This is a genomic window from Sphingomonas phyllosphaerae, from assembly GCA_036946405.1.
GTDB lineage: Bacteria > Pseudomonadota > Alphaproteobacteria > Sphingomonadales > Sphingomonadaceae > Sphingomonas > Sphingomonas phyllosphaerae_D.
This window is the reverse complement of sequence record JAQIJC010000001.1, coordinates 2,423,698-2,448,419: the sequence shown is the minus strand read 5'-3', so window position 1 is coordinate 2,448,419 and position 24,722 is coordinate 2,423,698. Positions and strand designations below refer to the sequence as shown.

The 24,722-nt window shown below is 67.8% G+C and carries 21 protein-coding genes; 8 read left to right on the top strand and 13 right to left on the bottom strand.

Features of this window, described 5'->3' with window-relative positions:
- Window positions 1-161: 161 nt before the first annotated feature.
- Together PGN12_11740 and PGN12_11735 are read left to right on the top strand one after the other, a co-directional pair.
- Window positions 162-1,505 (top strand): bifunctional folylpolyglutamate synthase/dihydrofolate synthase, encoded by a 1,344-nt coding sequence (locus tag PGN12_11740; protein MEH3104568.1) that lies wholly within the window; start codon window positions 162-164, stop codon window positions 1,503-1,505.
- 70 nt (window positions 1,506-1,575) lie between these two features.
- Entirely contained in the window at window positions 1,576-2,013 is a 438-nt protein-coding gene (locus tag PGN12_11735; GenBank protein MEH3104567.1) for a hypothetical protein, read from the top strand.
- Here the strand turns inward: PGN12_11735 and PGN12_11730 are convergent.
- Together PGN12_11730 and PGN12_11725 are read right to left on the bottom strand one after the other, a co-directional pair.
- Complete coding sequence (locus tag PGN12_11730; GenBank protein ID MEH3104566.1) at window positions 2,010-3,332, bottom strand: MFS transporter; 1,323 nt, start codon at window positions 3,330-3,332, stop codon at window positions 2,010-2,012. The genes PGN12_11735 and PGN12_11730 overlap by 4 nt on opposite strands.
- A 60-nt stretch (window positions 3,333-3,392) precedes the next feature.
- A complete protein-coding gene (locus tag PGN12_11725) occupies window positions 3,393-3,842 on the bottom strand; it encodes a response regulator (protein ID MEH3104565.1) in 450 nt (149 codons plus the stop codon).
- Between the two features lie 120 nt (window positions 3,843-3,962).
- Here PGN12_11725 and PGN12_11720 point away from each other — a divergent pair, with 120 nt between their 5' ends.
- Both PGN12_11720 and rsmD read left to right on the top strand, forming a co-directional pair.
- Window positions 3,963-5,054 (top strand): pseudouridine synthase, encoded by a 1,092-nt coding sequence (locus tag PGN12_11720; protein ID MEH3104564.1) that lies wholly within the window; start codon window positions 3,963-3,965, stop codon window positions 5,052-5,054.
- Complete coding sequence (rsmD, locus tag PGN12_11715; GenBank protein ID MEH3104563.1) at window positions 5,051-5,590, top strand: 16S rRNA (guanine(966)-N(2))-methyltransferase RsmD; 540 nt, start codon at window positions 5,051-5,053, stop codon at window positions 5,588-5,590. Before PGN12_11720 ends, rsmD begins: the two co-directional genes overlap by 4 nt.
- 3 nt (window positions 5,591-5,593) lie before the next feature.
- Here rsmD and PGN12_11710 read toward each other — a convergent pair whose 3' ends face one another.
- The 3 genes from PGN12_11710 to PGN12_11700 form a co-directional block, all read right to left on the bottom strand.
- A complete protein-coding gene (locus PGN12_11710) occupies window positions 5,594-6,871 on the bottom strand; it encodes an MFS transporter (GenBank protein MEH3104562.1) in 1,278 nt (425 codons plus the stop codon).
- A gap of 225 nt (window positions 6,872-7,096) precedes the next feature.
- Window positions 7,097-7,591, bottom strand: coding sequence for a hypothetical protein (locus PGN12_11705; GenBank protein ID MEH3104561.1), 495 nt, complete (start codon window positions 7,589-7,591; stop codon window positions 7,097-7,099).
- Between the two features lie 49 nt (window positions 7,592-7,640).
- The gene (locus PGN12_11700; protein MEH3104560.1) at window positions 7,641-9,950 is read right to left on the bottom strand and encodes a UvrD-helicase domain-containing protein; all 2,310 of its coding nucleotides are present in this window, start codon (window positions 9,948-9,950) and stop codon (window positions 7,641-7,643) included.
- A gap of 206 nt (window positions 9,951-10,156) precedes the next feature.
- Here PGN12_11700 and PGN12_11695 point away from each other — a divergent pair, with 206 nt between their 5' ends.
- The gene (locus PGN12_11695; GenBank protein ID MEH3104559.1) at window positions 10,157-10,480 is read left to right on the top strand and encodes a UrcA family protein; all 324 of its coding nucleotides are present in this window, start codon (window positions 10,157-10,159) and stop codon (window positions 10,478-10,480) included.
- Between the two features lie 210 nt (window positions 10,481-10,690).
- Complete coding sequence (locus tag PGN12_11690) at window positions 10,691-12,325, top strand: inorganic phosphate transporter (protein ID MEH3104558.1); 1,635 nt, start codon at window positions 10,691-10,693, stop codon at window positions 12,323-12,325.
- A gap of 34 nt (window positions 12,326-12,359) precedes the next feature.
- Here the strand turns inward: PGN12_11690 and PGN12_11685 are convergent, their stop codons facing one another.
- Both PGN12_11685 and PGN12_11680 read right to left on the bottom strand, forming a co-directional pair.
- The gene (locus PGN12_11685; protein ID MEH3104557.1) at window positions 12,360-12,701 is read right to left on the bottom strand and encodes a hypothetical protein; all 342 of its coding nucleotides are present in this window, start codon (window positions 12,699-12,701) and stop codon (window positions 12,360-12,362) included.
- A 68-nt stretch (window positions 12,702-12,769) separates the two neighbouring features.
- Entirely contained in the window at window positions 12,770-14,878 is a 2,109-nt protein-coding gene (locus PGN12_11680) for a prolyl oligopeptidase family serine peptidase (GenBank protein ID MEH3104556.1), read from the bottom strand.
- Window positions 14,879-14,963: 85 nt separating this feature from the next.
- On the opposite strand from PGN12_11680, the gene PGN12_11675 reads away from it, so the two are divergent.
- Window positions 14,964-16,376, top strand: coding sequence for an MFS transporter (locus PGN12_11675; GenBank protein ID MEH3104555.1), 1,413 nt, complete (start codon window positions 14,964-14,966; stop codon window positions 16,374-16,376).
- Between the two features lie 4 nt (window positions 16,377-16,380).
- On the opposite strand, the gene PGN12_11670 is transcribed toward PGN12_11675, so the two are convergent.
- The 5 genes from PGN12_11670 to radA form a co-directional block, all read right to left on the bottom strand.
- The gene (locus PGN12_11670; GenBank protein MEH3104554.1) at window positions 16,381-16,713 is read right to left on the bottom strand and encodes a DUF423 domain-containing protein; all 333 of its coding nucleotides are present in this window, start codon (window positions 16,711-16,713) and stop codon (window positions 16,381-16,383) included.
- Window positions 16,710-18,473, bottom strand: a complete 1,764-nt coding sequence (locus PGN12_11665) for a cation:proton antiporter (GenBank protein ID MEH3104553.1) — start codon at window positions 18,471-18,473, stop codon at window positions 16,710-16,712. Before PGN12_11665 ends, PGN12_11670 begins: the two co-directional genes overlap by 4 nt.
- Complete coding sequence (locus tag PGN12_11660) at window positions 18,473-18,907, bottom strand: iron-sulfur cluster assembly scaffold protein (GenBank protein ID MEH3104552.1); 435 nt, start codon at window positions 18,905-18,907, stop codon at window positions 18,473-18,475. The genes PGN12_11665 and PGN12_11660 overlap by 1 nt, the downstream gene beginning before the upstream one ends.
- Entirely contained in the window at window positions 18,904-19,458 is a 555-nt protein-coding gene (locus PGN12_11655) for a CvpA family protein (protein ID MEH3104551.1), read from the bottom strand. Before PGN12_11655 ends, PGN12_11660 begins: the two co-directional genes overlap by 4 nt.
- A 153-nt stretch (window positions 19,459-19,611) precedes the next feature.
- Complete coding sequence (radA, locus tag PGN12_11650; GenBank protein MEH3104550.1) at window positions 19,612-20,979, bottom strand: DNA repair protein RadA; 1,368 nt, start codon at window positions 20,977-20,979, stop codon at window positions 19,612-19,614.
- 159 nt (window positions 20,980-21,138) lie between these two features.
- Between radA and PGN12_11645 the strand changes: the two genes are divergently transcribed.
- Window positions 21,139-21,810 carry a hypothetical protein gene (locus tag PGN12_11645; GenBank protein MEH3104549.1) on the top strand — a complete coding sequence of 224 codons (672 nt, stop codon included), beginning with the start codon at window positions 21,139-21,141 and terminating at the stop codon, window positions 21,808-21,810.
- Window positions 21,811-22,043: 233 nt separating this feature from the next.
- Here the strand turns inward: PGN12_11645 and alaS are convergent, their stop codons facing one another.
- A complete protein-coding gene (gene alaS / locus PGN12_11640) occupies window positions 22,044-24,707 on the bottom strand; it encodes an alanine--tRNA ligase (protein MEH3104548.1) in 2,664 nt (887 codons plus the stop codon).
- Window positions 24,708-24,722: the final 15 nt, after the last annotated feature.

Below are 24,722 nucleotides of genomic sequence, written 5' to 3'. Positions count from 1 at the left end.
ATCTCCCATCGTCACCCCGGCGAAGGCCGGGGTCCAGGTGGGAAGGCCTGCGACATGAGGCGCGACGTACATCATCAGCGTCCCGCAACTGGGCCCCGGCCTTCGCCGGGGTGACGCTTCAGATTGGATGCATCACACTCTAGAGCCGGATGAATCAAGCTGTGACGACGCCCCCGACCCCTGCCGATCACGCCGTCTCCAGCGATCCCGCCGTGCAGGCACAGCTCGACCGCCTCTGGTCGCTGTCGCCGGGCGCGGACGTGCTCGGGCTCGACCGGATCACGCGCCTGCTCGCACGGCTCGGCGATCCGCACCTTGCGCTCCCGCCGGTTTTCCACGTCGCCGGCACCAACGGCAAAGGCTCGACCTGTGCTTTCCTGCGCAGCGCGCTGGAGGCGTCGGGCTACCGCGTCCACGTCTACACCAGCCCGCATCTGGTCCGCTTCAACGAACGCATCCGCCTCGCCGGTCAGTTGATCGACGACGCCGCGCTGGCCGCGCTGCTGGCGGAGGTGCTCGACCGGGCCGACGGCATCGGTGCGAGCTTCTTCGAGATCACGACCGCCGCCGCCTTCCTCGCCTTCGCGCGCACGCCGGCAGATGCCTGTGTGATCGAGGTCGGACTCGGCGGACGGCTCGACGCGACCAACGTGCTGCCCGCGCCGGTCGCGTGCGGGATCGCGGCGCTGGGGATCGATCATCAGGCGTTTCTCGGCGATTCGCTCGAACGCATCGCGGCCGAAAAGGCCGGGATCGCCAAGCCCGGCGTGCCGCTGGTGACGATGGCCTATCCGCCTGCGATCGCCGCGCCTGTCGCGCAGGCGGCGCAGGCGTGCGGTGCACGCTGGTATCCAGAGGAGACGACGTGGCGCTACACCGCCGACGATCGGCTTCGCTATCAGGACGCCGCGGGCACCCTCGCCCTGCCGCTGCCGTCGATGCCCGGCGCGCACCAGGACGCCAATCTCGCGCTGGCGGTGGCGATGATCCGTCATCAATCGCGCCTGTCGGTGCCGATCGACGAACTCGCTGTCGCCGCCACGAAGACCCGCTGGCCCGCTCGGCTCCAGCGCCTGTCGACCGGTCCGCTGACCGCACCGCTGGGCGACAGGCCCGTTTGGCTCGATGGTGGGCATAATGTCTCGGCGGGAGACGCCATCGCCGCGGCGCTCCCGCACGTGATCGGCAGCAACGGCGCGCGCGTGCTGGTCGTGGTGCTCGGGATGCTCGCCAACAAGGACGCCGCCGGGTTCCTCGCGCCGTTCGCCGACATGATCGACACGCTGGTCGCCGTGCCGGTGCCCGGCCACGCCTGCCATGCGCCGGTCGAGCTGATCGCGGTCGCCGCTGGCCTCGGCATTCCCGCTCGCCATGCCGCTCGCGACATCCCGGCGGCACTTGCGCAGGTCGCCGGTGCGGAGCGCCCGGGTCAGCCGGTGCTGATCGCCGGATCGCTTTATCTCGCCGGTGAAGTGTTGAGGGCGAACGACGAAAGCCCGACCTGACGTAAATTCTGCGATTGACTTGCAATAGCGTACAGGCGACCTTGCGCGGGCAAGAGGAGTCGCCTGTTCCATGACCCAGCTTCCCGCCCCCGTTCTGACCGCCAACGCCTTGCCGCATCCGCTGCCCGACTGCCCCAATGCGCGCATCATCCTGTTTGCGATGCGCCGCATGGGGGCGCACGGCCTGTCGGACGCGCGCGCGGCGCACGGCTTCTTCACGGCATTCGGCGAGGCGTTCCGGCGCCCGTTGCTGTTGATGCGCGCGTTGATGGCCGATCTGGCCGGCAACGCGACGGTGCCGATCGCCATCGCCCCGTGCTGCTGCGCGCGGATGACCGCTTCGGAGCAGGTGTTGCTCGCCATCCTCGCGCGGGTCGAGACGCGCACCGATGGCGCGCGCCTGCTGATGCAGGACCTGCTGGGCCAGCGTCACGTCGACGGCGTGCTGGCCAGCGCCGCCGCGCTCGCTGCCGCCTTTGCCGACGAGGGCCGGCCGGTCAGCGTCTAGGGTGCGGTGCCATCGCGTGCGTCGCCCGGCCCTTCGGTGCCGGCGCTCCCGACCGATCGGTCGACCAGCCCCGACCGGCTCATCCACCAGAACAGCGCCACCCCCGGCAGCGCCAGCACGACCGTCAGCAGGTAGAAATTGACGTAGCCGACCCGCTCGACCAGCGCGCCCGCGCTCGCCCCGGTCACGATCCGCCCGACGACGCTCGCCGCCGCCGAGATCAGCGCATATTGCGCGGCGGTGAAGCGCAGGTCGCACAGCGCCGAGAAATAGGCGACCACCGTCACCCCGCCGATCCCGGACGCGATGTTCTCGAACGTCATCGCACCGGCGAGTCCGAGGTTGCTATGGCCCGCTGCCGCAAGCGCGGCGAAGCTGGCGTTGGAAACCGCCATCAGCACCAGGCTGATCAGCACCGCCCGCTTCAGACCCAGCCGGGCGTACATGACCCCGCCCAGGAAAATCCCGATCAGATAGGCCCAGAAACCCACACCGACGTCGTACAAAGCGATCTCGTCGTTGGTAAATCCGGTATCATTGAGCAACAGGCGCAGCACCAGCTGTCCCAATGTGTCGCCGATTTTGTGGATCAGGATGAACAACAGCACCACGAACGCGCCGGGACGCGCAAAGAATTGCAGGAACGGCCGCCAGATCGCAGCCAGGGCCGCCCCGACCCCGCGCCGCGGCTCGACGTCGCGATGCCGCCGCGGCTCTCCGAGGACCAGACCCGCTACCATCGCCGGCAAGGCGAGCACCGCGGTCGACAGATAGGCGAAAGTCCAGCCGTGCCGGGCCGCGACCAACAGCGCCAGCGATGCCGCCCCCGCCGATCCGATCCGCCAGCCGTACTGGCTCATCCCGGACCCGACACCCAATTGACGCGGCTCGAGAATTTCGATGCGAAAGGCGTCGATGACGACGTCGAACGTCGATCCGGCCACCGCGACCAGGATCGCTGCGGTGACGGTCGCGCCGATGCTCGCTCCGGGATCGACGAGCGCCAGATTGGCCACGGCCGCGATCACCAGCACCCCCGCCGCGATCAGCCACGATACCCTCTGCCCCAGCGCGCCGAGCACCGGCAACCGCACGCCATCGACGACCCACGCCCACAAGAACTTGATGTTATAGACGAGAAACGCGAGGCTGAACGCCGTCACCGTCTTCTTGTCGATCCCGCTCTGCGCCAGCCGCGTCGTCAGCGTCGCGGCGATCATCGCATAGGGAAAACCCGACGACACGCCCAGCGCGAAGGCAGCGAGCGGCCCGCGCTCCAGATAGGGGCGCACACCATCCACCCAGGTTCGTCCGTCCACCCGCGCCGCCATCCACATCGCCCTCATCCGTCAGGCGCACGGCTTAGCGCGAAATCGCGGTCAGGTAAGCCCGGTCATCGACGTTCCGCCTCCGAACAGCCGCAATCCGCCGGGAACGCGCGGCGGCGATCGCCCCTCCGCGGCCGTCTCGATCGCGTCGATCGAGCCGACAAGATCCCGTTGCGTATAGGGTTTCGAAAGACAACCGACCGCCACGACCTCGGCATCGACCGGGCAGGCGCCGGTCACGAACAGCACCCGGATCCCGCGCGCCGCTGCCGACCGGGCGACGTCGATGCCGCTGCCATCGGCGAGGTTGATGTCGACCAGCACCAGATCGATCGCCGCGCCGGCCTCGATCACCCGCACCGCGTCGGCGACCCGGTCGACGGTCGCGACGATGGTGAAGCCTTGATCGCTCAGCATCCGCTCGGTGTCGAACGCCACCAGCGGCTCGTCCTCGACGACGAGCAACTTTTCGATCGACCGCTGCCGCCGTCCGAACAACATCGCCTGTTCCGCCCCCGCTAATCTGCCATCCGCTCAACCCCGCTGGGCGGTTTTCTTTCCCGCGTGCTTCGCGCGATCAGAATCCTTGTTGCCGGCGCGCGCAGCCCGTAAGCGACCGGGATGGCCGACGAACGTTCCCCGCACCGCATCGCCAAGCTGCTCGCCCGCGCCGGCGTGGCCTCCCGGCGCGAGGTCGAGCGGATGATCGCCGAGGGGCGCGTCGCGAAGGACGGTGTCGTGCTCGACACGCCGGCCACGGTGCTGCCGTCGCTCGACGGCGTTACGGTAGACGGGGAGCCGGTCGCCGCGGCCGAGCCTACCCGGCTGTTTCTCTTCCACAAACCGACCGGTGTCTTGACCGCCGAGCGCGATCCGGCCGGTCGCGCGACGATCTACGACCGCTTGCCCGCCGATCTGCCGCGGCTCGTGCCCATCGGCCGGCTGGATCTCAATACCGAGGGGCTGTTGCTCCTGACCACCGATGGCGAATTCAAGCGACAACTCGAACTGCCCGCGACCGGCGTCGAGCGCAGCTATCGCGCGCGCGCCTACGGGCAGATCAGCCAGGCACAGCTCGAGGATCTGATCCACGGCATCGAGATCGACGGCATCCGCTACGGCGCGATCGACGCCAATCTCGAGCGCCGCACCGGTGCCAACGTCTGGATCGAGATGACGCTCAGCGAGGGCAAGAACCGCGAGGTCCGTCGCGTGCTCGAACATCTGGGGCTGCGCGTCAGCCGCCTGATCCGCACGCGGTATGGCCCGTTCGTGCTCGGCGACCTGCCGGCCGGCGACATCGGAGAGGTTCGCGTCGCGGACCTGATCGCTTTCCGCCAAACCCTGAAGGCCGCCGCCAAGCTGCGCCCAAAGGTAGCGGATGTCGCCGTGCCCGGCACCCGCCGTGCGCCTGCCTCGCGTCAGCCGACCGGCGCGCGCGCTCCCGCTGGGCCACGGCCCGCGCCCGGCGTGGCGCGAGCGGCTGCGCCCCATCGCGGCACCAGTGCGCCGCAGCCTCCGCGCACCGGCGAGCGCGCGCCCGTGAAAGCCGTCGCCACCACGTCACGCCCGCCGCGCGCCGCGCCGCGGCCGACAGCACCGAAGGCCGAGGAACAGCCGGTCACGCCGCAGCGGCCCGCCCGGATCAAGCGCCAACCCGGCTGGGCCAAGCCGAAGCCCAAGCCGGGCGCGCGTCCGCGGGGGCGCAAGTGAGGATCATCGCCGGCCAGTGGCGCGGTCGTCCGCTCGCCGCGCCCAAGGGCGACGCCACCCGCCCCACCGCCGATCGTACGCGCGAGGCATTGTTCTCGATGCTCGCCAGCCGCGTCGGCAGCTTCGAGGGGCTGGCGTGCGCCGACCTCTTCGCGGGCTCCGGAGCGCTCGGACTGGAGGCCCTGTCGCGCGGCGCCGCAAGTTGCCTGTTCGTGGAGCAGGACAAGCCGGCGCTCGACGTGCTGCGCGCCAATGTCGCGAAGCTGGGGGCGACGGGCGCCGACATCCGGGCCGCGTCGGTGATGGCGCTCGGCCCGGCGCGTGCGCCGCTCGACATCGTGATGATGGACCCGCCCTATGCGACCGGCGCGGGTGCGGTGGCTGCCGACAAGCTGACCCGGCTCGGCTGGATCGGTCCGGCGACATGGGTCTCGATCGAAACCGCGAAGGGTGAGGGCGAGATACCGGCGGGCTTTGTCGTCGACGCCGATCGCACGCACGGCCGCGCGCGCCTGATGCTGTTACGGCTTGGCTGAACGTCAGGCGGCGGGGTCGCGCGGTCGCATCGCCAGCAGCGCGACCAGACTGACCAGCGACATTCCCGCAAGATAGCCGCTGACCAGCGACAGGCCGCCGTGCCGCGCCAGCGTTTCCGCGGCGACCGGGGTCAGCCCGCCGCCGATGATGCCGGCCATGTTGAAGGCAAGGCTCACCCCCGTGTAGCGCACCCGCGCCGGGAACAATCCGGGCAGCCACGCACCCAGCGGTCCGTACACGAACCCCATCGCGAACAGCGCCACCGACAGGCTGGCGAAGATCAGCGGCGGCGATCCCGACCCCAGCCCCGGCGCCAGCACGAATCCGGCGATCACCGCGAAGACGCATCCCCAGGTCAGCACATGCCGTGCGTCGCGGCGATCGGCCCAGATGCCCGACAGGACGATCCCGACCGCCATGAACAGGATCGCGCCGAGTTGCATCGACAGGATCGTCGGCCGCGCAATCCCCAGCCGCGTCGTCGCATAGCCAAGCGCGAACGCCGTCGCGATATAATAGACCGCGAAACAGGCGATCGCCCCCGCGGTGCCGCCCAGCGCCGCACGCCAGTGATCGTGCAGCAACTCACCCATCGGCACTGCTGGCGGCGGCCCTTCCTCCAGCACACGTGCGAACGCCGGTGTCTCGGCGATCTTCAGCCGCACCCACAGGCCGAGCCCGACCAGCACGACCGACAGCACGAACGGAATACGCCATCCCCAGGCCACGAAGTCCTCGGCACTCATCAGCAGGCCGAGCAGCAGGAACAGCCCGTTGGCGGCGATGAATCCGACCGGCGCACCGAGCTGCGGCACCATGCCATAGCGCCCGCGCCAGCCCGGCGGCGCATTCTCGACCGCGAGCAACGCCGCCCCGCCCCATTCGCCGCCCAGCCCGAAGCCCTGGCCGAACCGCAACAAACACAGCAACACCGGTGCGAGGTAACCGGCCTGCGCGTAGGTCGGCAGGAATGCGATCGCGAGCGTCGATCCGCCCATCAGCATCAGGCTGACGACCAGCGTCGACTTGCGCCCGATCCGGTCGCCGTAATGACCGAACGCCCAGGCACCGACCGGCCGTGCGAAGAACGCCACCGCCAGGCTCGCATAAGCGGCGAGCAATTGCGCGGACGGATCGCCAGCGGGAAAGAACAATGGCCCGAACACCAGCGAAGCAGCGGTCGCATAGATATAGAAGTCGTAGAACTCCACCGACGTGCCGACGAGGCTGGCGAGCAGGATACGGCGATGCGAGGCGGCCGGAAGAGCGGAAGAGGACATGCTCCCTTTCCCCGCAGCCGGCTTCCCGCGTCAACGCACAAAATTATGTCGTTGCAGTCACGAAAACGGGTTCCAAAGACACACGACAGCAATGTTGACGCGTTATATGATGCCTGTGCGACGCCGCCTTCGGGTGCGTGACGCATATTGCCGGGCAATTCCCCCTCGCCCGGCCATTCCCTGAACTACGGGGCGGTCCTTCCGGGCCGCCCCGATTTTTCTCGCTCATCCCGCAAGGGCGGCGCGAAGCTGCGCCTTGTTCATCTTCGATCGTCCCGCGATCCCGCGCCTGCGCGCTTCGGCATAGAGCGCCTCGCGGGTGCGATGATCGCGGGCGCTCGCCGTCTTCGTGGCGACATCCCGGGGTTGTGCCGAGAACTGCCGGCCCTTGCGAGTGTCGGCGCGCTTCTTGTCCGACGTTCGCGCATATTCCTTGTCGGTCAGTGCGTCGCGCGCGTCTTTGGGCAGATAGCGCTCGCCCGTCTCGCCGCTCGGCTTCCCGGACTTCGTCGCCCAATCTTCTTCGGTCCATTGGTGGAGCGAATTGTCGTCGTCCTTGCCGCCCTTATACCCGCCGCCGCGCTTCTTGTACGCGGCGACCGCCAATTGCGCCTTCCGCGCCGACCATTGGCCCTTCTTGCCGCCCTTCGCACCGGCGATGACCTCTTCCTTCACCTTCTCCCACAACGCAGGATCGGACTTTTCGGCGGTTTCGGACATGGAAGCACCTCCGGTGCCTCAACCAGCGCAACCGACGAAAGTCGCACGATCAACCGGCGGTGACGAAGCTGTCCATCACGCGCTTGCGTCCGGCCTGCTCGAAATCGATCTCCAGCTTGTTGCCCTCGATCTCCGCGATCGCGCCATAGCCGAACTTCTGATGGAACACGCGCTGGCCCACCGACAGGTCGCCGCGGCCCTTGTTTCCCAGGCTCACAGCCGAGGATCGACTTTCGACGACTCGCGCCGGTTCGCGCGTGAACGTGCGGCTCGACCACTCGCCGCCCGGCTTGGTGCCAAGCGTCCCGGCGGCGCGCTGCCACCCGGGCCCGCGGCCGGTGCCGCGCGCGACATCCGCAAACGGATCGGCGCGCTCCGACCAATTGGCGCGCCACAGGCTCTCGCCGCCCGACATGCTCGTCTCGCTCTCGACATGCTGCGGCGGCAACTCGCCGACGAAGCGCGACGGGATCGAACTGGTCCACTGGCCATAGATGCGGCGGTTGGCGGCATGGAGGATCGTCGCCAGCCGCCGCGCCCGCGTGATCGCGACATAGGCCAGCCGGCGCTCTTCCTCCAGCGAGCGCGTGCCGCCCTCATCAAGCGACCGTTGCGACGGGAACAGCCCCTCTTCCCAGCCGGCGAGGAAGACGGTGTCGAACTCCAGCCCCTTGGCGGCATGGATCGTCATGATCGTCACCTTGGGATCGTCGCGCGTCGCCTCATTGTCCATGACGAGGCTGACATGTTCGAGGAACGCGCCGAGGTTCTCATATTCCTCCATCGCGCGGACCAGCTCGGTGAGGTTTTCCAGCCGCCCCGCTGCCTCGGTCGACTTCTCCGCCTGATACATCGCGGTATAGCCGCTCTCGTCGAGGATCTGTCGCGCCAGCTCCGGATGCGGCAGGTCGCGCGCCATGTCCCGCCATCGCGCGACATCGCCGACGAACCGCCCGAGTGCTTTCCGCGCCTGTGGAGTCAATTCGTCGGTGTCGAGGATCCGGGCCGCCGCGATCGACAGCGGCACGCCCTCCGCCCGCGCGAGCTGGTGCAGTTTCGCGATCGCCTTGTCGCCCAGCCCGCGCTTCGGCGTGTTGACGATCCGTTCGAACGCCAGATCGTCGGCGGGTTGGTTGACGACGCGCAGATACGCCAAAGCGTCGCGGATCTCGGCGCGTTCGTAGAAGCGGAATCCGCCAACGATCCGGTACGGCAGCCCGATCGCGATGAAGCGGTCCTCGAACTCGCGGGTCTGGTGCTGCGCGCGAACGAGGATCGCGATCTCGTCGAGGCTCTTGCCGCTACGCTGCACCGATTCGATCTCGTCGCCGACGCGACGCGCTTCCTCGGGACCATCCCAGACGCCGAGCACGCGCACCTTCTCGCCGGCATCAAGCTCGGTCCACAGCTCCTTGCCAAGCCGCCCGCCGTTGTTCGCGATCACGCCCGACGCCGCGGCGAGGATATGCGGGGTCGAGCGATAGTTCTGCTCGAGCCGGATCACCCTGGCGCCGGGAAAGTCCTTCTCGAACTTCAGGATATTCTCGACCTGCGCGCCGCGCCACGAATAGATCGACTGATCGTCGTCGCCGACGCAGCAGATGTTGCGCCGCTCCTGCGCGAGCAGCCGCAGCCACAGGTACTGGACCGAATTGGTGTCCTGATATTCGTCGACCATGATGTAGCGGAAGCGCTGCTGATAGTGTTCCAGCACCCCGCGGTCGCGCTTCAGGATCGTGAGGACGTGCAGCAGCAGGTCACCGAAGTCGCAGGCGTTCACCGCCTTCAGCCGGTCCTGATATTGCTGGTACAGCTCGCCGCCGCGCCCGTTGGCGTAGCGTTCGCTTTCGCCGGCATCGATCTCGGCGGGCACGAGCCCCTTGTTCTTCCACTCGTCGATCAGCCCGGCCAGCGATCGCGCCGGGAAACGCTTTTCGTCGATGTCCGCGGCCAGGACGAGTTGCTTGAGCAGGCGCAGCTGATCGTCGGTGTCGAGGATCGTGAAGTTGCTCTGCAATCCGACCAGCTCGGCGTGACGGCGCAGCATCTTCGCGCCGATCGCGTGGAAGGTGCCGAGCCACGGCATCCCCTCGACCGCGTCGCCGACCAGCCGCCCGACCCGCTCGCGCATTTCGCGTGCGGCCTTGTTGGTGAAGGTCACCGACAGGATCTCCGACGGATAGGCGCGCCGCGTCCACAGCAGATGCGCCAGTCGCGCGGTCAGCGCCGCGGTCTTCCCGGTGCCCGCGCCCGCCAGCACCAGAACCGGGCCGTCGGTGGTCAGCACCGCCTCGCGTTGCGGGGAGTTGAGCCCGGCCAGATACGGCGGGTCCTGCGTAGCGGCGGAGCGTTCGGTCACTTCGAACAGTTAGGGAACGGGAGCGTCCCGGGCAAGCGAAACGGCGACGTTCTGGCGTCATCGAAGCGACGCGGTCCCGACGCGATGCGGTAAATTGCCGCGTCTAGGCGCACCGCATCGGCAATTCGCCGCACCGGACAGTCACTCGCCTGCGGGGCAGAAGCGACATCCGGCCAGGCTGCCGATATCCTCCAGGAGTAACGTCGATGAACCGCTTCGATCGCGCCGCGCTTACGGCCTTGCTGACGCTCGCTTTTTCCTCCTCGCCCGCCCTGGCCCAACCGGATCGCGTAACGTTCACCGCACGAGTCGCGGTCAACGATCTCAATCTCGCCACCGTCGCCGGCCAATACCATTTCCGCCAACGCGCCCGCCGCGCAGCCATCAAGGTCTGCGGTCATCCCTTTGATATCCGTGACCGTTTTGACGTGCTCCGCTGCCAGGCCGAGATGGGCAAGGACGCGCAGCTACGGCTCGCCGCGCTGACGCACGCACGCGGCGTTGAACTGGCGGCGATCACCCGCCGCTGATCGGCAAGCAAGGGGCCGGATGTTCTCCGAAGTATCCGGCCGCGGCTTGCCCGGCGGCGGGACTGGTCGTTCGACGCACAAGTTACGCGAAACAAACGACTTTCCCCACCTCTACCGGGACGGGCTGACCTCCTTAATTCGCGAGCTTCGCATTAAGACAGTGCGTCGGTCATCAAACTGTCACGGTATACGCCGAGAGCGAGACTCGTCATGGCATCCAATGTCCTAGAGGCGTCGCCTTCGTCACCGCCCGCGGCGACGCGCTCGTTCGACGGTCCGGTTCATCCCGTGGCCCGTGTCGCCTTTCTGGCCATTGTCCTGATCGGCTTCGGCTATGCAGGGGTCAGCGTGTTGATCGACACGCAGCAGGTCGGGGAGCAACTCGCGCTCGGCGTGTTCGCGTTTCTCGGTCTCGCGTTGCTGATCGCACTCGGATTCGAGTTCGTGAACGGCTTCCACGACACGGCCAATGCCGTCGCGACCGTCATCTACACCAACGCATTGCCCGCGCATTTCGCGGTCGTCTGGTCGGGCTTCTTCAACTTTCTCGGCGTGATGCTCTCCTCGGGGGCGGTCGCCTATTCGATCATCACCCTGTTGCCGGTAGATCTGATCCTGAATGTCGGATCGGGCGCGGGCTTCGCGATGATCTTCGCGCTGCTGTTCGCGGCGGTGCTCTGGAACCTCGCGACCTGGTATGTCGGTCTTCCCAACAGTTCCAGCCATACGCTGATCGGTTCGGTGCTCGGTGTCGGGCTCGCGAACCAATTGCTGACCAGTGACACCGGCGGAACGTCGGGGGTCGACTGGTCGCAGGCCACGAAGGTGCTAACCGGATTGTGGATGGCGCCATTGATCGGGTTCGGCGCGGCCGCGCTGCTGCTGCTCGTCATCCGACACATGACCCGCAATCCACAACTGATGACCCCGCCGGAGGGCGACACGCCTCCGCCGCGCGGCATCCGGGCGCTGCTCATCTTCACCTGCACGGCGGTGTCGTTCAGCCACGGGTCCAATGACGGTCAGAAGGGCATGGGGCTCATCATGCTGATCCTGATCGGCTGCGCGCCCACCGCCTATGCGCTCAATCGTACCCTGCCGGCCAGCGAAACGCCCGCCTTCGTGCAGAGTGCGGCGGACGCCCGTGCGATGCTGGTCGCCCATGGTGCGACGCCGGTCGATCCCGATCGTGCACGCGCCGTCCTCAAGACGTCGCTGAAGAAGCGCGAGGTGCTGAACGGCCAGACTTATGGGGCGGCAATTACCGTTTCGGACCAACTCGCCCGCCGCGTCGCCAGCTATGGTTCGCTCGGCCAGGTCCCTGCGAGCGCCGCGCCCAACATCCGCAACGACATGTATCTCGTCATGGATACGACGCGGATGATCGCCGCCGCCAAAGACAACGGCTTCAACGACGGCGAGAAGACCGTGCTCACCGATTATCGCACGCGGCTGGAGCGGGGAACCCGCTACATCCCACTCTGGGTGAAGGTGGCGGTCGCGCTCGCGCTCGGACTTGGGACGATGGTCGGCTGGAAACGGATCGTCGTCACGGTCGGTGAGCGGATCGGCAAGCAGCACATGACATATGGGATGGGCGCATCCGCCGAACTCGTGGCCGCGGCGACGATCCTCGCCGCCGATCGCTTCGGCCTGCCGGTGTCGACGACGCACATCCTCTCGTCGGGCGTCGCTGGCGCATCGGTAGCGAGCGGGCACGGCCTGCAGCGTCGCACCTTGCTGCAGCTCGCCGCGGCATGGGTGATGACCTTGCCGGTAGCAATGCTGCTTGCCGGCGGGCTCTATTGGTTGTTGCTATCGATCGTCAGGACGGGCGGGCTCTAAAAACCGCCCGTCAAAGTGAGCCGGATCGGCCGTTTCAGGCCTCTACGGACAGCAGGGTGACCCCGACGTAGCGTTCCTCGCCCGGGACGAACAGCTCACTAGGCTTGAAGCGGCGCGGCGTGATCCGGAGCGCCGAAAGACCCGCCAATTTGAACGCGCCGATCTTGGGCTCCTTGGGTGGCACACCGTCGCGCTCGAGCGTCAGGGCGTCGAGGTAGATTTCGCCGTGCTTGGTATAGAGGATATGCGGGGCCAGTGTGACGCTGCCCCGGTTGTACATCGCGGCGATCGCCTGCAATTTGACGATCGCCTCGAAGACGACGGGAACGCTATCGGGCACCACCGGCGCAGGCCGGCTTTCGGTTTCAGCAGTCATCGCGCGCCTCTTAGCCGATCATGCCGCATCGCAGCAAGATCGACGAGAGAAACGCTGCGTTCCCATCCTCAGGGTTGTCGCGACCCGATCAACTTTTGCGCGAAATAGGTCATCTGCAACGCCTGCAAACGCGCTCCTTGCTCGATATCGGCATCGCCCGAGTGGCCGCCCGCCGTATCCTCGTAGAAAAGGTACGGCAGCTCATACTCCTTGAGCCGGGCCGCGAATTTCCGGGCATGCTGCGGGCCGACACGATCGTCCTTGGTCGTGGTCCAGATGTACGGCTCGGGATAGGACACGCCACGCTTGATGTTGTGGTACGGCGAGATCGTCCGCAGGAACGCCCGCTCCGCCGGCACCGAAACCGAGCCATATTCGTCGACCCATGACGCACCGGCCGCGATCTGCTCGTAGCGCAACATGTCGAGCAGCGGCACCTGGATCGTCACCGCCTTCCAGAGATCCGGATGCTGGTTGAACTCCACCCCCATCAGTAGGCCGCCGTTGGATCCACCGTAAATCCCAAGCTTGGCGGGGCTGGTGAGCCGCCGGGCGATGAGGTCGCGGGCAACCGCCGCGAAGTCGTCGTAGATGATCTGGCGCTTGGTCTTGCGACCGGCATCATGCCACGCCGGCCCGAACTCGCCCCCGCCGCGGATGTTGGCAAGGACATAAGCGCCACCGCGCTCCAGCCACAATTTGCCGGTGATCGCCGAATAGCTCGGCAACATCGGCAGCTCGAACCCGCCATAGGCGGTCATGATCGTCGGCGTGCTGCCGTCGCGCGGTGCGTTGCGCGGATGGACGATGAAATACGGAACCTTGGTGCCGTCGCTGGACGTCGCCTCGAACTGGTCCACGACCAGTCCGGATGCATCGAACTTGGCGGGGAGCGCCTTGACCTGCACCGGCGCGGCATCGCTGCCCGCAGTAAACCGCGCCAGGGTCGTGGGCGTCAGGAAGCCGGTTGTCGCCAAGAACGCGGTGTCGTTCCGGTCCGATGTGCCGACGATGCCAAAGCTCGCATTGTCCGGCAGCGCCATGGCCTTAGCGGTCCAGCCGGTCGCCGACGGCGTATAGACATTGACCCGCCCCCGAACATTGTCGGTATAGTCGACGATCAGGTGATGACGGGTCGCATCGACACCGCCGACGGCCTGGCGCGGCGTCGGCGCGAAGATCAGCGTCGGCGTGATCCGGCCCGCCTCGAGCGCCTTCAGCGGCACGGCGGCCACCGCGCCGGTCGGGATCGCGCCCCACGGCTCGCTGGTCGTGAAGACGACCTGACCGTCCACCATCGCCGCAGGCGCGGTGCGCGCGGGCAGATCGAGTTTCGTGACACCGGAGGCGGTCAGAAGCAGCCGGTCCGCCCCGAAGAAGGTCTTCTGCCGCTCGATGAACACCGCGCGGTTGCCCGCGCCATCGGTCATGACGCTCGCATAGGTGCCGAGCTGATCGTCGGGCGCGCCGCGATAGACCTCCACGGCCTGAGTCAACGGAGCGCCCCGCGTGACCTTCTTGACGACGAACGGATAGCTCGACGTGGTCATCGTCCCCGCGCCCCAATCGCGGCTGACCAGCAGATGGTCCTCGTCGAGCCACGCCGCTCCCTGCTTCGACGTCGGCAGCACGAAGCCGTTTGCGACGAACTGGCCGGTCGATAGATCGAATTCACGATAGGTGACGGCATCCTCGCCGCCTTCCGACAGCGCCACCAGGCACAGCCGCTCGTCAGGCGAGAGGCAGTTCAGCCCCTTGTAGACCCACTTGCGTCCTTCCGCCTGGCTGAGCGCGTCGACGTCGAGCAACGTACGCCATTCGGGTTGCGGCGCGACGTAATTCTCGGGAGTCGTCCAACGAAGAATGCCCTGCGGATGATCGGCGTCGCGCCAGAAGTTGACGATCCGCCCCATCACCTGCTGGGGCATCGGAATGCGATCCTTGGCCGCAGCGATCGCCAGCGCTTCGGCATGGAATTGCGTGTAGCGCGGATCGCGTTGCAGGCGCGGCAAGGTGCGGGCATTCTCCGCCGCGACCCAGCGTTGCGCGCGCGCGCCGTCTTTGTCCTCGAGCCAGATATAGGGATCGGTTTCCGCCGCGCGCTGCGCCCATGCCGCCCCCGCGGCCACCGTCAACGCCACACCCGCGAGCCACCATCCGATACGCTTACTTTTCATTCTGCTCGCTCCACTCGTCATCCCGGCACTCTGCGGCACCGGCCTTGCGGGAACAACCCCGACCGCGGCGCGTCGTCGCGCGCACATGAGCGATCTGCCACAGGCCGGCGACGGTCTCCCTCTTCCACGCCGCTACGCAGCGATCGGTGCCCTTTCATTCGGCACCGCATTGGTCATCATCGATGGCGGCGTGGCGAACGTCGCGTTGCCGACGATCGCGCGCGACCTGAACGTCGGATCGGCATCGGTGGTGGCGATCGTCACCGTCTATCAGTTGATGCTCGTGATGCTGATGTTGCCGTTCGCCGGGCTGGGGGACAGGATCGGGCTTAAACGCATGTATCAGCTCGGCCAGATGATCTTCACGGTCGCAACCTTGCTGTGCTTCTTCGCGAAGAGCTTGCCATTTCTGCTCGTCGTTCGGGCCGTTCAAGCGGTGGGGGCAGCCGGGGCGCTTGCGGTGGCGTCGGCGCTGATCCGGCAAACCTACCCCGCCGCGCAGCTCGGCCGCGGGCTGGGCATCAATTCGGTTGTCGTCGCATCGTCGGCCGCCGCGGCGCCGACGATCGGCGGGCTGGTGCTGTCGATCGCACCCTGGCCATGGGTCTTCGCAAGTGCGATCCCGTTCGCCATCGCCTCGCTGTTGCTCGGGCGCGCGCTGCCCGATTCGGCCCCGCGGGACCGGCCGTTCGACGTGGTAAGCGCGGTGATGTGCGCGGCGATGTTCGGACTCGTCATTGGCGGCGCGGAAAGTGCGGTACATGGCGACAGCCCGGTCGTGTCGCTCGCGATCGTCGCGCTCGGAATCATGGTGGGGCGGTTCTACATCCACCGCGAGCGGGCGGCGGCGCAGCCGATCCTGCCGATCGATCTCCTTTCGCGTCCGGTGATCGCTCTGTCGACGATCGGCGGCTTCACCGCCTTCACCGCGTCGATGACATTGTTACTGTCGACGCCGTTCCGGTTGACGCACAGCTATGGGATGAGCGCGGCCGCGGTCGGCGCGGTGATCGCGCCATGGCCGCTGACCAACATGGTCGTCGCGCCGCTGATGGGCTGGCTCTCCGATCGCGTGCCGGCGGGATTGCTGGGCGGGATCGGCATGGCGATCTCGACCACGGCGCTGCTCTTGCTCGCCTTCATGCCCGCCGATCCGTCATGGTTCGACATCGCGTGGCGCATGTCGCTGTGCGGAGCGGGGTTCGGCACCTTCCTCCCGCCCAATGCCCGCCTCATCATCGGCTCGGCCCCGCGCGAGCGCGCCGCGGCGGCGGGCGGGCTGGTCAGCACGGTGCGGCTGGTCGGGCAAACGACTGGCGCCACGCTGGTCGCTGGTCTGCTCGCGCTGGGTGTCGGTGCAGGCGCGACTGCGCCGCTGGTCGCCGCCGGGCTGGCCGTGGTTGCGGGAATGTGCAGCCTTGCACGGCTGCGGCCGTCGATCCGCGATCCCGAGCGCGGCGAGGTCGAGGAGGTGCAGCCCGCCGCCGCTACCCGATGATGCGTCAGCCGCGTGCGCCGATCCACGCCAGCCACAACCAGCCCGCGATCAGCAGTGCTCCGCCGATCGGCGTCACTGCCCCCAGCCAGCGCGGCAGCCCGATCGCCATCAGGTAGAGCGTACCGGCGAAGATCGCGCCGCCTGCGACGAACAACCACGCTGGCCCGCGGGCCTCGAAACGCAAGGCGACCAGTGTGGCGACCGCGTGGACCAGCTGATAGTGCGCACCGGTCTTCAGCCATTCGACCGCCGCGCCTGACGCGCCATGCGCGCCGAACGCGCCTGCCCCGACCGCAGTCGCGCCCGACAGCGCCGCCAGCAACAGGATGGCGTTCACGGTCGTTCTCCCCCGCCCCACGGATGCTGTTCCGCGATCATGGCCCGCGCGGTATGCGGATCGCTGGCCTCGATCTGGATGCGCAGCCGCTCCTTGTCGCTGGCGCGATACATCTGTTCGGCGCGCTCGATCTCACCGGGGGCGATGCCGAGCCCGTTCATCGCCAACCGCGCCATCTTCACCGCCGACTCGAGGACCTCCCGCACCACGGCGCGCGCCGGACCGTTCTTGAGCTTGACCAAAGCACGGCGGTCATAGGCGCGGACGTAGAGCGCGGCATTCGGGAAGGCTTCGTGGACCGCCTCCAACTGCTCGAGCGTCAATTGGTCGCCGTCCATGCAAAAAAGGATCAGCTCCGCCTCAGCCGCCCCCGCCTGCCGCAACAGGTCGAGCCGCGTGCCGTCACCATAATAGACCTTCGATCCCAGCTCGCCCGCGATGTCGATCATCTCAATGTCGGTGTCGATCAAGGTCACGGGAATATCCTGCGCCATCAGCATCTGCCCGACGGTTTGCCCGAAGCGGCCATAGCCGACGATGATCGCGTTCGCGCCGTCCGCGCGCGGCCCGTCGCGGTCGGTCTGCGCGGCGATCGGCTCCTCGCGGAAGCGGCGGGTGAACATCATGAGGAACGGGGTCGTCGCCATCGATAGCGTGATGATCGCGCCGAACAGGCTGGCGGCATCGGGCGCGATCAGCAGCGCCTGCTGCGCCTGCGCGAGCAGCACGAACCCGAACTCGCCACCCTGGCTGAGCAGCAGGCCCAGCGCGAGTGCCGGACGCCAGCCCATCCGGAACACGAGTCCGAGCGCGGTGATGATCCCCGCCTTGGTCGCGATCAGCGCTGCGGCCATGGCGATGACGAAGAACGGGCGCTCGGCGATCGCATCGAGGTTGAGCATCATGCCGACCGCAAGGAAGAACAATCCGAGCAGGATCGCACGGAACGGCTCGACATCCGCTTCGAGTTCATGCCGGTACGGACTGTCGGCCAGCATCACGCCGGCGACAAACGCACCGAGCGCGGTCGACAATCCCAGCCGCTCCATCACCGCGGCGGCGGCGATGACGGTGAATAGCGCGGCGAACACGAACATCTCGCGCTCGCCCAGATGCCCGATCAGCCGGAACAACGGTCGGAGCACGAAGCGTCCCGCCGCGACCAGTCCGGCGATCGCGAGGACCGTGTATAGCCCGAGCACCCAGCCTTCCGGTCCGCTGGTCGCAGCCGGGTTGCGGCTCATCGCGGCGATGATCGTAATCATCGGGATGATCGACAGATCCTGGAACAGCAGGATCGAAAAGGCGCGTTCGCCGAAGGGCGTCCGCAGCCGTCCCGAGGATTGCAGCATCGGGAGGACCTGCGCGGTCGAGGATAGCGCGAGCGGCATTCCGACCGCGAGCGCCGCCGCCAGCGAGAAGCGTGCGGCGAGCGCGAGGATCGCGGCCAGCGCGATCCCGCACGCCACGACCTGGATCAGCCCCAGACCGAAGATATCCTCCTTGAGCCGCCACAGCCGCTGCGGGCTGAGTTCCAAGCCGACGATGAACAGGAGCAACGTGATGCCGAGTTCGGCGAAGCCCAGCTTCGCCTCGGCATCGCCGACGAGCCCGAGCAGGTGCGGGCCGACGACCGCGCCGGCGACGAGGAAGCCCAGGGTGGCACCGAGACCGAGGCGGCGGAACACCAGCACGAACACGAGCCCGCTGCCGAGCAGGATCGTGCCGTCGCGAATCATCGAAAGATCAGCGTGTTCCATCAATCGCCCCGTGCGGCACGCGCCTGCGACGCGGCCTCGGCCGCCGCCTCGAACGCGAGGCGGATCGAGGGATGACGTGCGGTCAACTTCAGCCCGGGCGTGAAGATGTCGAGCCCCGGCCAGTCGGGCAGGTCGCCGTCGCCGGCCAGCCAGTGCGTCAAGGCATCGCGCGCGGTGGCGAGCTCCTCGACCGAACGGCCGACCGCGTGGCGCGCCAGCAACGTCGAGGACGCCTGACCGAGCAGGCAGGCGCGGACCTGCGTGCCGAGTGCGGCGACCCGCCCGTCATCGTCCAGCCGGACATCGACCGTCACCCGGCTGCCGCAGATCGGCGACCGGCGCTCGGCCGAGCCGTGCGCGTCGGCGAGACGATCCGGGAAGGGGTTGCCGATCGCCAGCGCGCTGATGTTCGGGGTATAAAGGTCGAGGCTCATGACCGTCCGTCGCTGTTGCCGGCAGGGATTCGCGGACCAAATACCGGTTGCCCCTTTCGGCGGCGATCGACGAAGTCGGCCACCGCGCCGCTGGTCGCCACCAGCAGCGGGAAGGTGCGCGCGTCCTTCAGCCACGTTGGCCGACGCGTCGGCCCGCCGCCAGTGAGGTCGAGCATCAACACGAGGAACAGGAAGGCGAGGCTGGCAAGGATCAATCCCTTGAGCGCACCGAAGCCGAAACCGAGCGCGCGATCGATCGGCCCAAGCACCGACGTGCGGGTCCGCGCCGCGATCGCGTTGATAATCAAGCGGCTGACCAGATAGGTGCCCCCGGTCAACAGCACGAACGCCAGCACTGCCGCGCCTGAGACGCTGGCGATCGAACCTGCCAGCACCTTAGACAGCGGCAGATGGAAGATCTTGAGCGCGAAGATCATCGCCACCCAGGCGAACAGCGCCAGCACCTCCCCCACGAATCCGCGTCGCGCGCCGCCGATCGCGGTCAGCGCGACGAGCACGAGGACGACGATGTCGAGCGGCTCCAGGTTCATGCCCCCTCCTTTATGGCGCGATCCCGCGGTCGGCTAGGGCCGGATGTTGGCGAAGGTTGCGCAAAACGGTGGTTGCGCGCGGGTCTTCGCCGAAGACGCCGCTGCACCGTACCGCCAGCCTAGCTGATGTTGGACGGTGTAGGACAGCCCCACTTACCCGCGACCGAGCAGATGATCGACGAACTGACCCAAGGTCCGGAACGCCGACTGCCGCATCGCACCGCGATCGACCGCCGCGGGCAGCAACGCGCGCTCGAAGCCGAGCTTCGCGGCTTCCTTCAGCCGTAGCGGTGCGTGCGCGACGGGGCGCAACTCCCCCGACAACGCGATCTCGCCGAACGCCACTGCCTCCGCGGCGATCGGGCGTTCGCTGAGCGCGGAAACGAGCGCCGCCGCGACGGCGAGATCGGCAGCGGGATCCTGAATGCGATAGCCGCCAGCGACGTTGAGATAGACCTCGCAGGTCGAGAAGCTGAGCCCGCACCGCGCCTCCAGCACCGCGAGGATCATCGCCAGCCGCGCCGAATCCCACCCGACCACCGAACGACGCGGGGTCGCACCGCTCGCCACGCGGACGACCAGCGCCTGGATCTCGACCAGCACCGGCCGCGTACCCTCCAGCGCCGGGAAGACCGTCGCGCCGGTCACGCCCTCGTCACGTTGGGTCAGGAACAGGGCGGAAGGGTTTGAAACCTCGACCAATCCGTCCCCGGCCATCGCGAAGACGCCGATCTCATCGGTGCCGCCGAAGCGGTTCTTGAGGCTGCGCAATATGCGATATTGGTGGCTGCGCTCACCCTCGAAGCTGAGCACGGTGTCGACCATGTGTTCGAGCACGCGCGGCCCCGCGATCGAGCCGTCCTTGGTGACGTGCCCGACCAGCACCACCGCGGTCCCGCGCTCCTTGGCGAAGCGGATCAGCTCCTGCGCGGTGGCGCGCACCTGGCTGACGGTGCCGGGTGCCCCTTCGATCAGGTCCGAATGCATCGTCTGGATCGAGTCGATCACCAGCAGGCGCGGCGGCGTGCCGTGCCCCAACGTCGTCAGGATATCGCGCGTGGATGTTGCCGCCGCGAGCCGCACCGGTGCATCGCCAAGCCCCAGTCGTTGCGCGCGCAGCCGCACCTGATCCGCCGCTTCCTCGCCGGAGACATAGGCGACGTCATGCCCGGCGCGCGCCAGCGCCGCCGCCGCCTGCAATAGCAAGGTCGATTTGCCGATGCCGGGATCGCCCCCGATCAGCGTCGCCGATCCGGCGACCAACCCGCCGCCCAGCGCGCGGTCCAGCTCCGCAAGCCCGAACGGCAACCGATCGGGCAGGACCGCCTGTGTATCGAGCGCGGTCATCGCGATCATGCGGCCGCCGCCCTGCAGATTGTGCTTCGCCTGAAACGGCGTCGCGTTGAGCGGCGCTTCCTCGACCAGCGTGTTCCATTCCGAACAATCGCCGCATTGCCCCTGCCAGCGATGACTGACCGAGCCGCACGACTGGCACACAAATCTCTTCTGAACCTTCGCCATTGTTCACACCTAGCGCATCAGGAACGATCAGGGAACACGCATAAGGTGAACAAGACGTTCATCGCAGGGCAAGGCGGATTGTTACAGGTTCGGAACCCTGCCGGGCCCGAACCGTTTGGACCCGACCCAGATTTTTGCCAACGAGTATAGGAGTTCCTCGTGAAGCATTTCGCCATTCTCGCCCTTGCTTCGGCCGCACTGATCCCGGGCGCCGCCGCGGCGCAGGCCCCGGCCCAGGCGCCCGCTGCCGGGCAGGCCGCACCGGCGGCGGGCGGCGCCGTCACCACGGGCGCAACCGTTTATGACACGTCGGGCGGCGTGGTCGGCACGGTCGAGTCGACCGACGGCACCAACGCCGTCGTCAACACCGGCACCGTGAAGGCTGCGATCCCGCTGACCTCGCTGGGCAGCGGCGCGCAGGGCCCGGTGCTGGCGATGACCAAGGCACAGCTCGAGGCGGCCGCCGGCCAGCAGCAGGCGCAGGCTTCGGCCGACTTCAAGGCCAAGCTGGTGCCGGGCGCGACCGTCTACGGGACGGGTGGCGCGCAGCTTGGCACGATCAAGTCGGTCGACGCCAGCGGCGTAACGCTGACCACCGCCGACGGTGATGCGGTGTTGCCGGTCACCGGCTTCGGGCCGGGGCCGCAGGGCATTCTGCTCGGCATGACCGCGGCGCAGCTCAAGGCGGCGATGGCGGGAGCGGCGCCGTCGGGCGGCGCGACCGCCGCAGCGGGAGCCACGGCGGATGCGACGGCGGCAACCGCCGACACCGCGACCGCGGCGACGACCGAAACCACGGCGCCGGCGAAGTCGAAGCGCAAGCCGCGCTGAGTTAGAAGGCAGCGGGGTTTCGGCCCCGCCGCTTTCTTGGCGAGACGCCGTCCGTGCGGTCAGGCACGGGCGGCGTTTCGTTTATCGGGGTGCGGCCTTCCGGGCCGAACCGAGGATGACAGCTTCCGGGTCTTCGCCACGAGATAGTCTATCGTCATTGCTTCGCTGACAATGACGGAGAAAGCGGGACCCCGGATCAAGTCCGGGGCGACGAAGAGCTAGGCGACTTGGCCTTATGCCGTAACCGTGCGCGCTTCCAGCGCGATGCGGATTGCGGCGACGGCGTCGGTGGCCTTGTCGCCATCGGGACCACCACCCTGCGCCATGTCGGGGCGGCCGCCCCCGCCCTGCCCGCCGAGCACCGCCACCGCCTGACGCAGCAGCTCGACCGCGCTGATCTCGCCAGCCAGATCGGCGGTGACGCCGACCGCCACCGAGGCCCGGCCATCGTTGACGGCGACCAGCGCCGCCACACCCGAGCCGACGCGCGCCTTGGCATCGTCGACCGCGCCGCGCAGCCCCTTGGCCTCGAACCCGTCGAGCACCTGGCCGACGAAGCCGACGCCGCCGACCGTTTCCGGGCCAGCAGGCGCACCGCCGCTGCCGCCGCCGAGCGCCAGCGCCTTCTTCGCCTCCGCCAGCTCGCGCTCGAGCCGGCGACGGTCCTCGACCAACGCGGCGACGCGGGCGGGGACTTCATCAGGTGACGCCTTGAGCGTTGCCGCCGCCTCGCGCAGCTTTTCGTCGCGGGCGTTGAGCCATTGCCGCGCCGCCTCGCCGGTCAGCGCCTCGACGCGGCGCACACCCGACGACACCGCGCTCTCGCCGACGATCTTGAACACGCCGATGTCGCCGAGCGCGCGGACATGCGTGCCGCCGCACAATTCGATCGAATAGGTCTTGCCGTCTTCCTCGGTGCCCATCGACACGACGCGTACCTCGTCGCCGTATTTCTCACCGAACAACGCCATCGCGCCTTCGGCGATCGCCTCGTCGGGGGTCATCAGCCGCGTCTCGACGCTGCCGTTGCGGCGGATCTGCGCGTTGACCGCGCGTTCGGCCTCGGCGAGTTCCTCCGGGGTCATCGCGCTGTTGTGCGAGACGTCGAAGCGCAACCGCTCGGGCGCGACCAGCGAGCCCTTCTGCGCGACATGCGTGCCGATCTTCTGGCGCAGCGCCTCGTGGAGCAGGTGCGTCGCCGAGTGATTGGCGCGGATCGCGGCGCGGCGCGCGACGTCGATCGCGAGCTTGACAGTGTCACCGACCTTCAGCGCGCCCGCGGCGATCGTCGCATGGTGGACGAACAGCTTGCCGAGCTGCTTCGAGGTTTCGGCAACATCGGCACGCAACCCATTGTCGCTACTGATAATCCCTGCATCGCCGACCTGCCCGCCACTCTCGCCGTAGAAGGGGGTCTGGTTGACGATCACGTCGACCGTGTCGCCGGTCTCGGCATGGTCGACGCGCGTGCCGTCCTTGACCAGCGCGAGCACCACGCCTTCGCCGACATCGCTGCTATAGCCGGTGAATTCGGTCGCGCCGACTTCCTCGACCAGATCGAACCACAGATCGTCCGACGCCTTCGCACCCGAGCCCTTCCATGCGGCGCGGGCGGCGCGCTTCTGCTCGGCCATCGCGGCATCGAAGCCGGCACGGTCGACCTTGAAGTCCTGCGCGCGCAACGCGTCTTCGGTGAGATCGTAGGGGAAGCCGTAAGTGTCGTAGAGACGGAAGGCGGTGTCGCCCGCCAGCGTGTCGCCAGGCTTCATTCCCGCGGTGGCGTCGTCGAGCAACCGCAGCCCCTTGTCGAGCGTCTGGCGGAAGCGCGTCTCTTCCTGACGCAGCGTCGCCTCGATCAAGGACTGCGCGCGGATCAGTTCGGGATACGCCACCCCCATCTCGGCGATCAGCGCCGGGACCAGCCGGTGCATCAACGGCTCCTTCGCGCCGAGTAGATGCGCGTGGCGCATCGCGCGGCGCATGATCCGGCGCAGCACGTAGCCGCGACCTTCGTTGGCGGGCAGCACGCCGTCGGCGACGAGGAAGCCCGAGCAGCGCAGGTGATCGGCGATCACGCGGTGGCTCGCCTGATTGTCGCCGGTGGTCGCGGTGTGGGTCAGCGCGCCCGAGGCGGCGATCAGCGCCTTGAAGGTGTCGGTGTCGTAATTGTCGGTGACGCCCTGCATCACCGCCGCGATTCGCTCCAACCCCATCCCGGTGTCGATCGACGGACGCGGCAGGTCGCCGACGATCGCATCGGCCTCCTGCACATGCTGCATGAACACGAGATTCCAGATTTCGACGAAGCGATCGCCGTCCTCATCCGGGCTGCCCGGAGGCCCCCCGAAGATGTGCTCGCCATGGTCGTAGAAGATCTCCGAGCACGGGCCGCACGGCCCGTCCGATCCCATCGCCCAGAAATTGTCCTTGGTCGCGATGCGGATGATGCGGTGATCGGGAAGCCCGGCGATCTTCTTCCACAGATCGAACGCCTGATCATCGGTGTGGAAGACGGTCGCGGTCAGACGATCCGGGTCGAGCCCCCACTCCCGTGTGAGCAAGGTCCAGGCGTGGGTGATCGCCTGTTCCTTGAAATAGTCGCCGAAGCTGAAATTGCCCAGCATCTCGAAGAACGTATGGTGGCGTGCGGTATAGCCGACATTGTCGAGATCGTTGTGCTTGCCGCCCGCGCGCACGCACTTCTGCGACGACGTGGCGGTAGAATAGTGTCGCGATTCCAGCCCGGTGAACACGTTCTTGAACGGCACCATCCCGGCGTTGACGAACATCAGCGTCGGATCGTTCTGCGGCACCAGCGGGGCCGAGGGCACGATCTGGTGCCCGGCCGAACCGAAATAGTCGAGGAACGAGCGGCGAATGTCGTTGGTAGCGGTCATGGCGTCGACTTAATC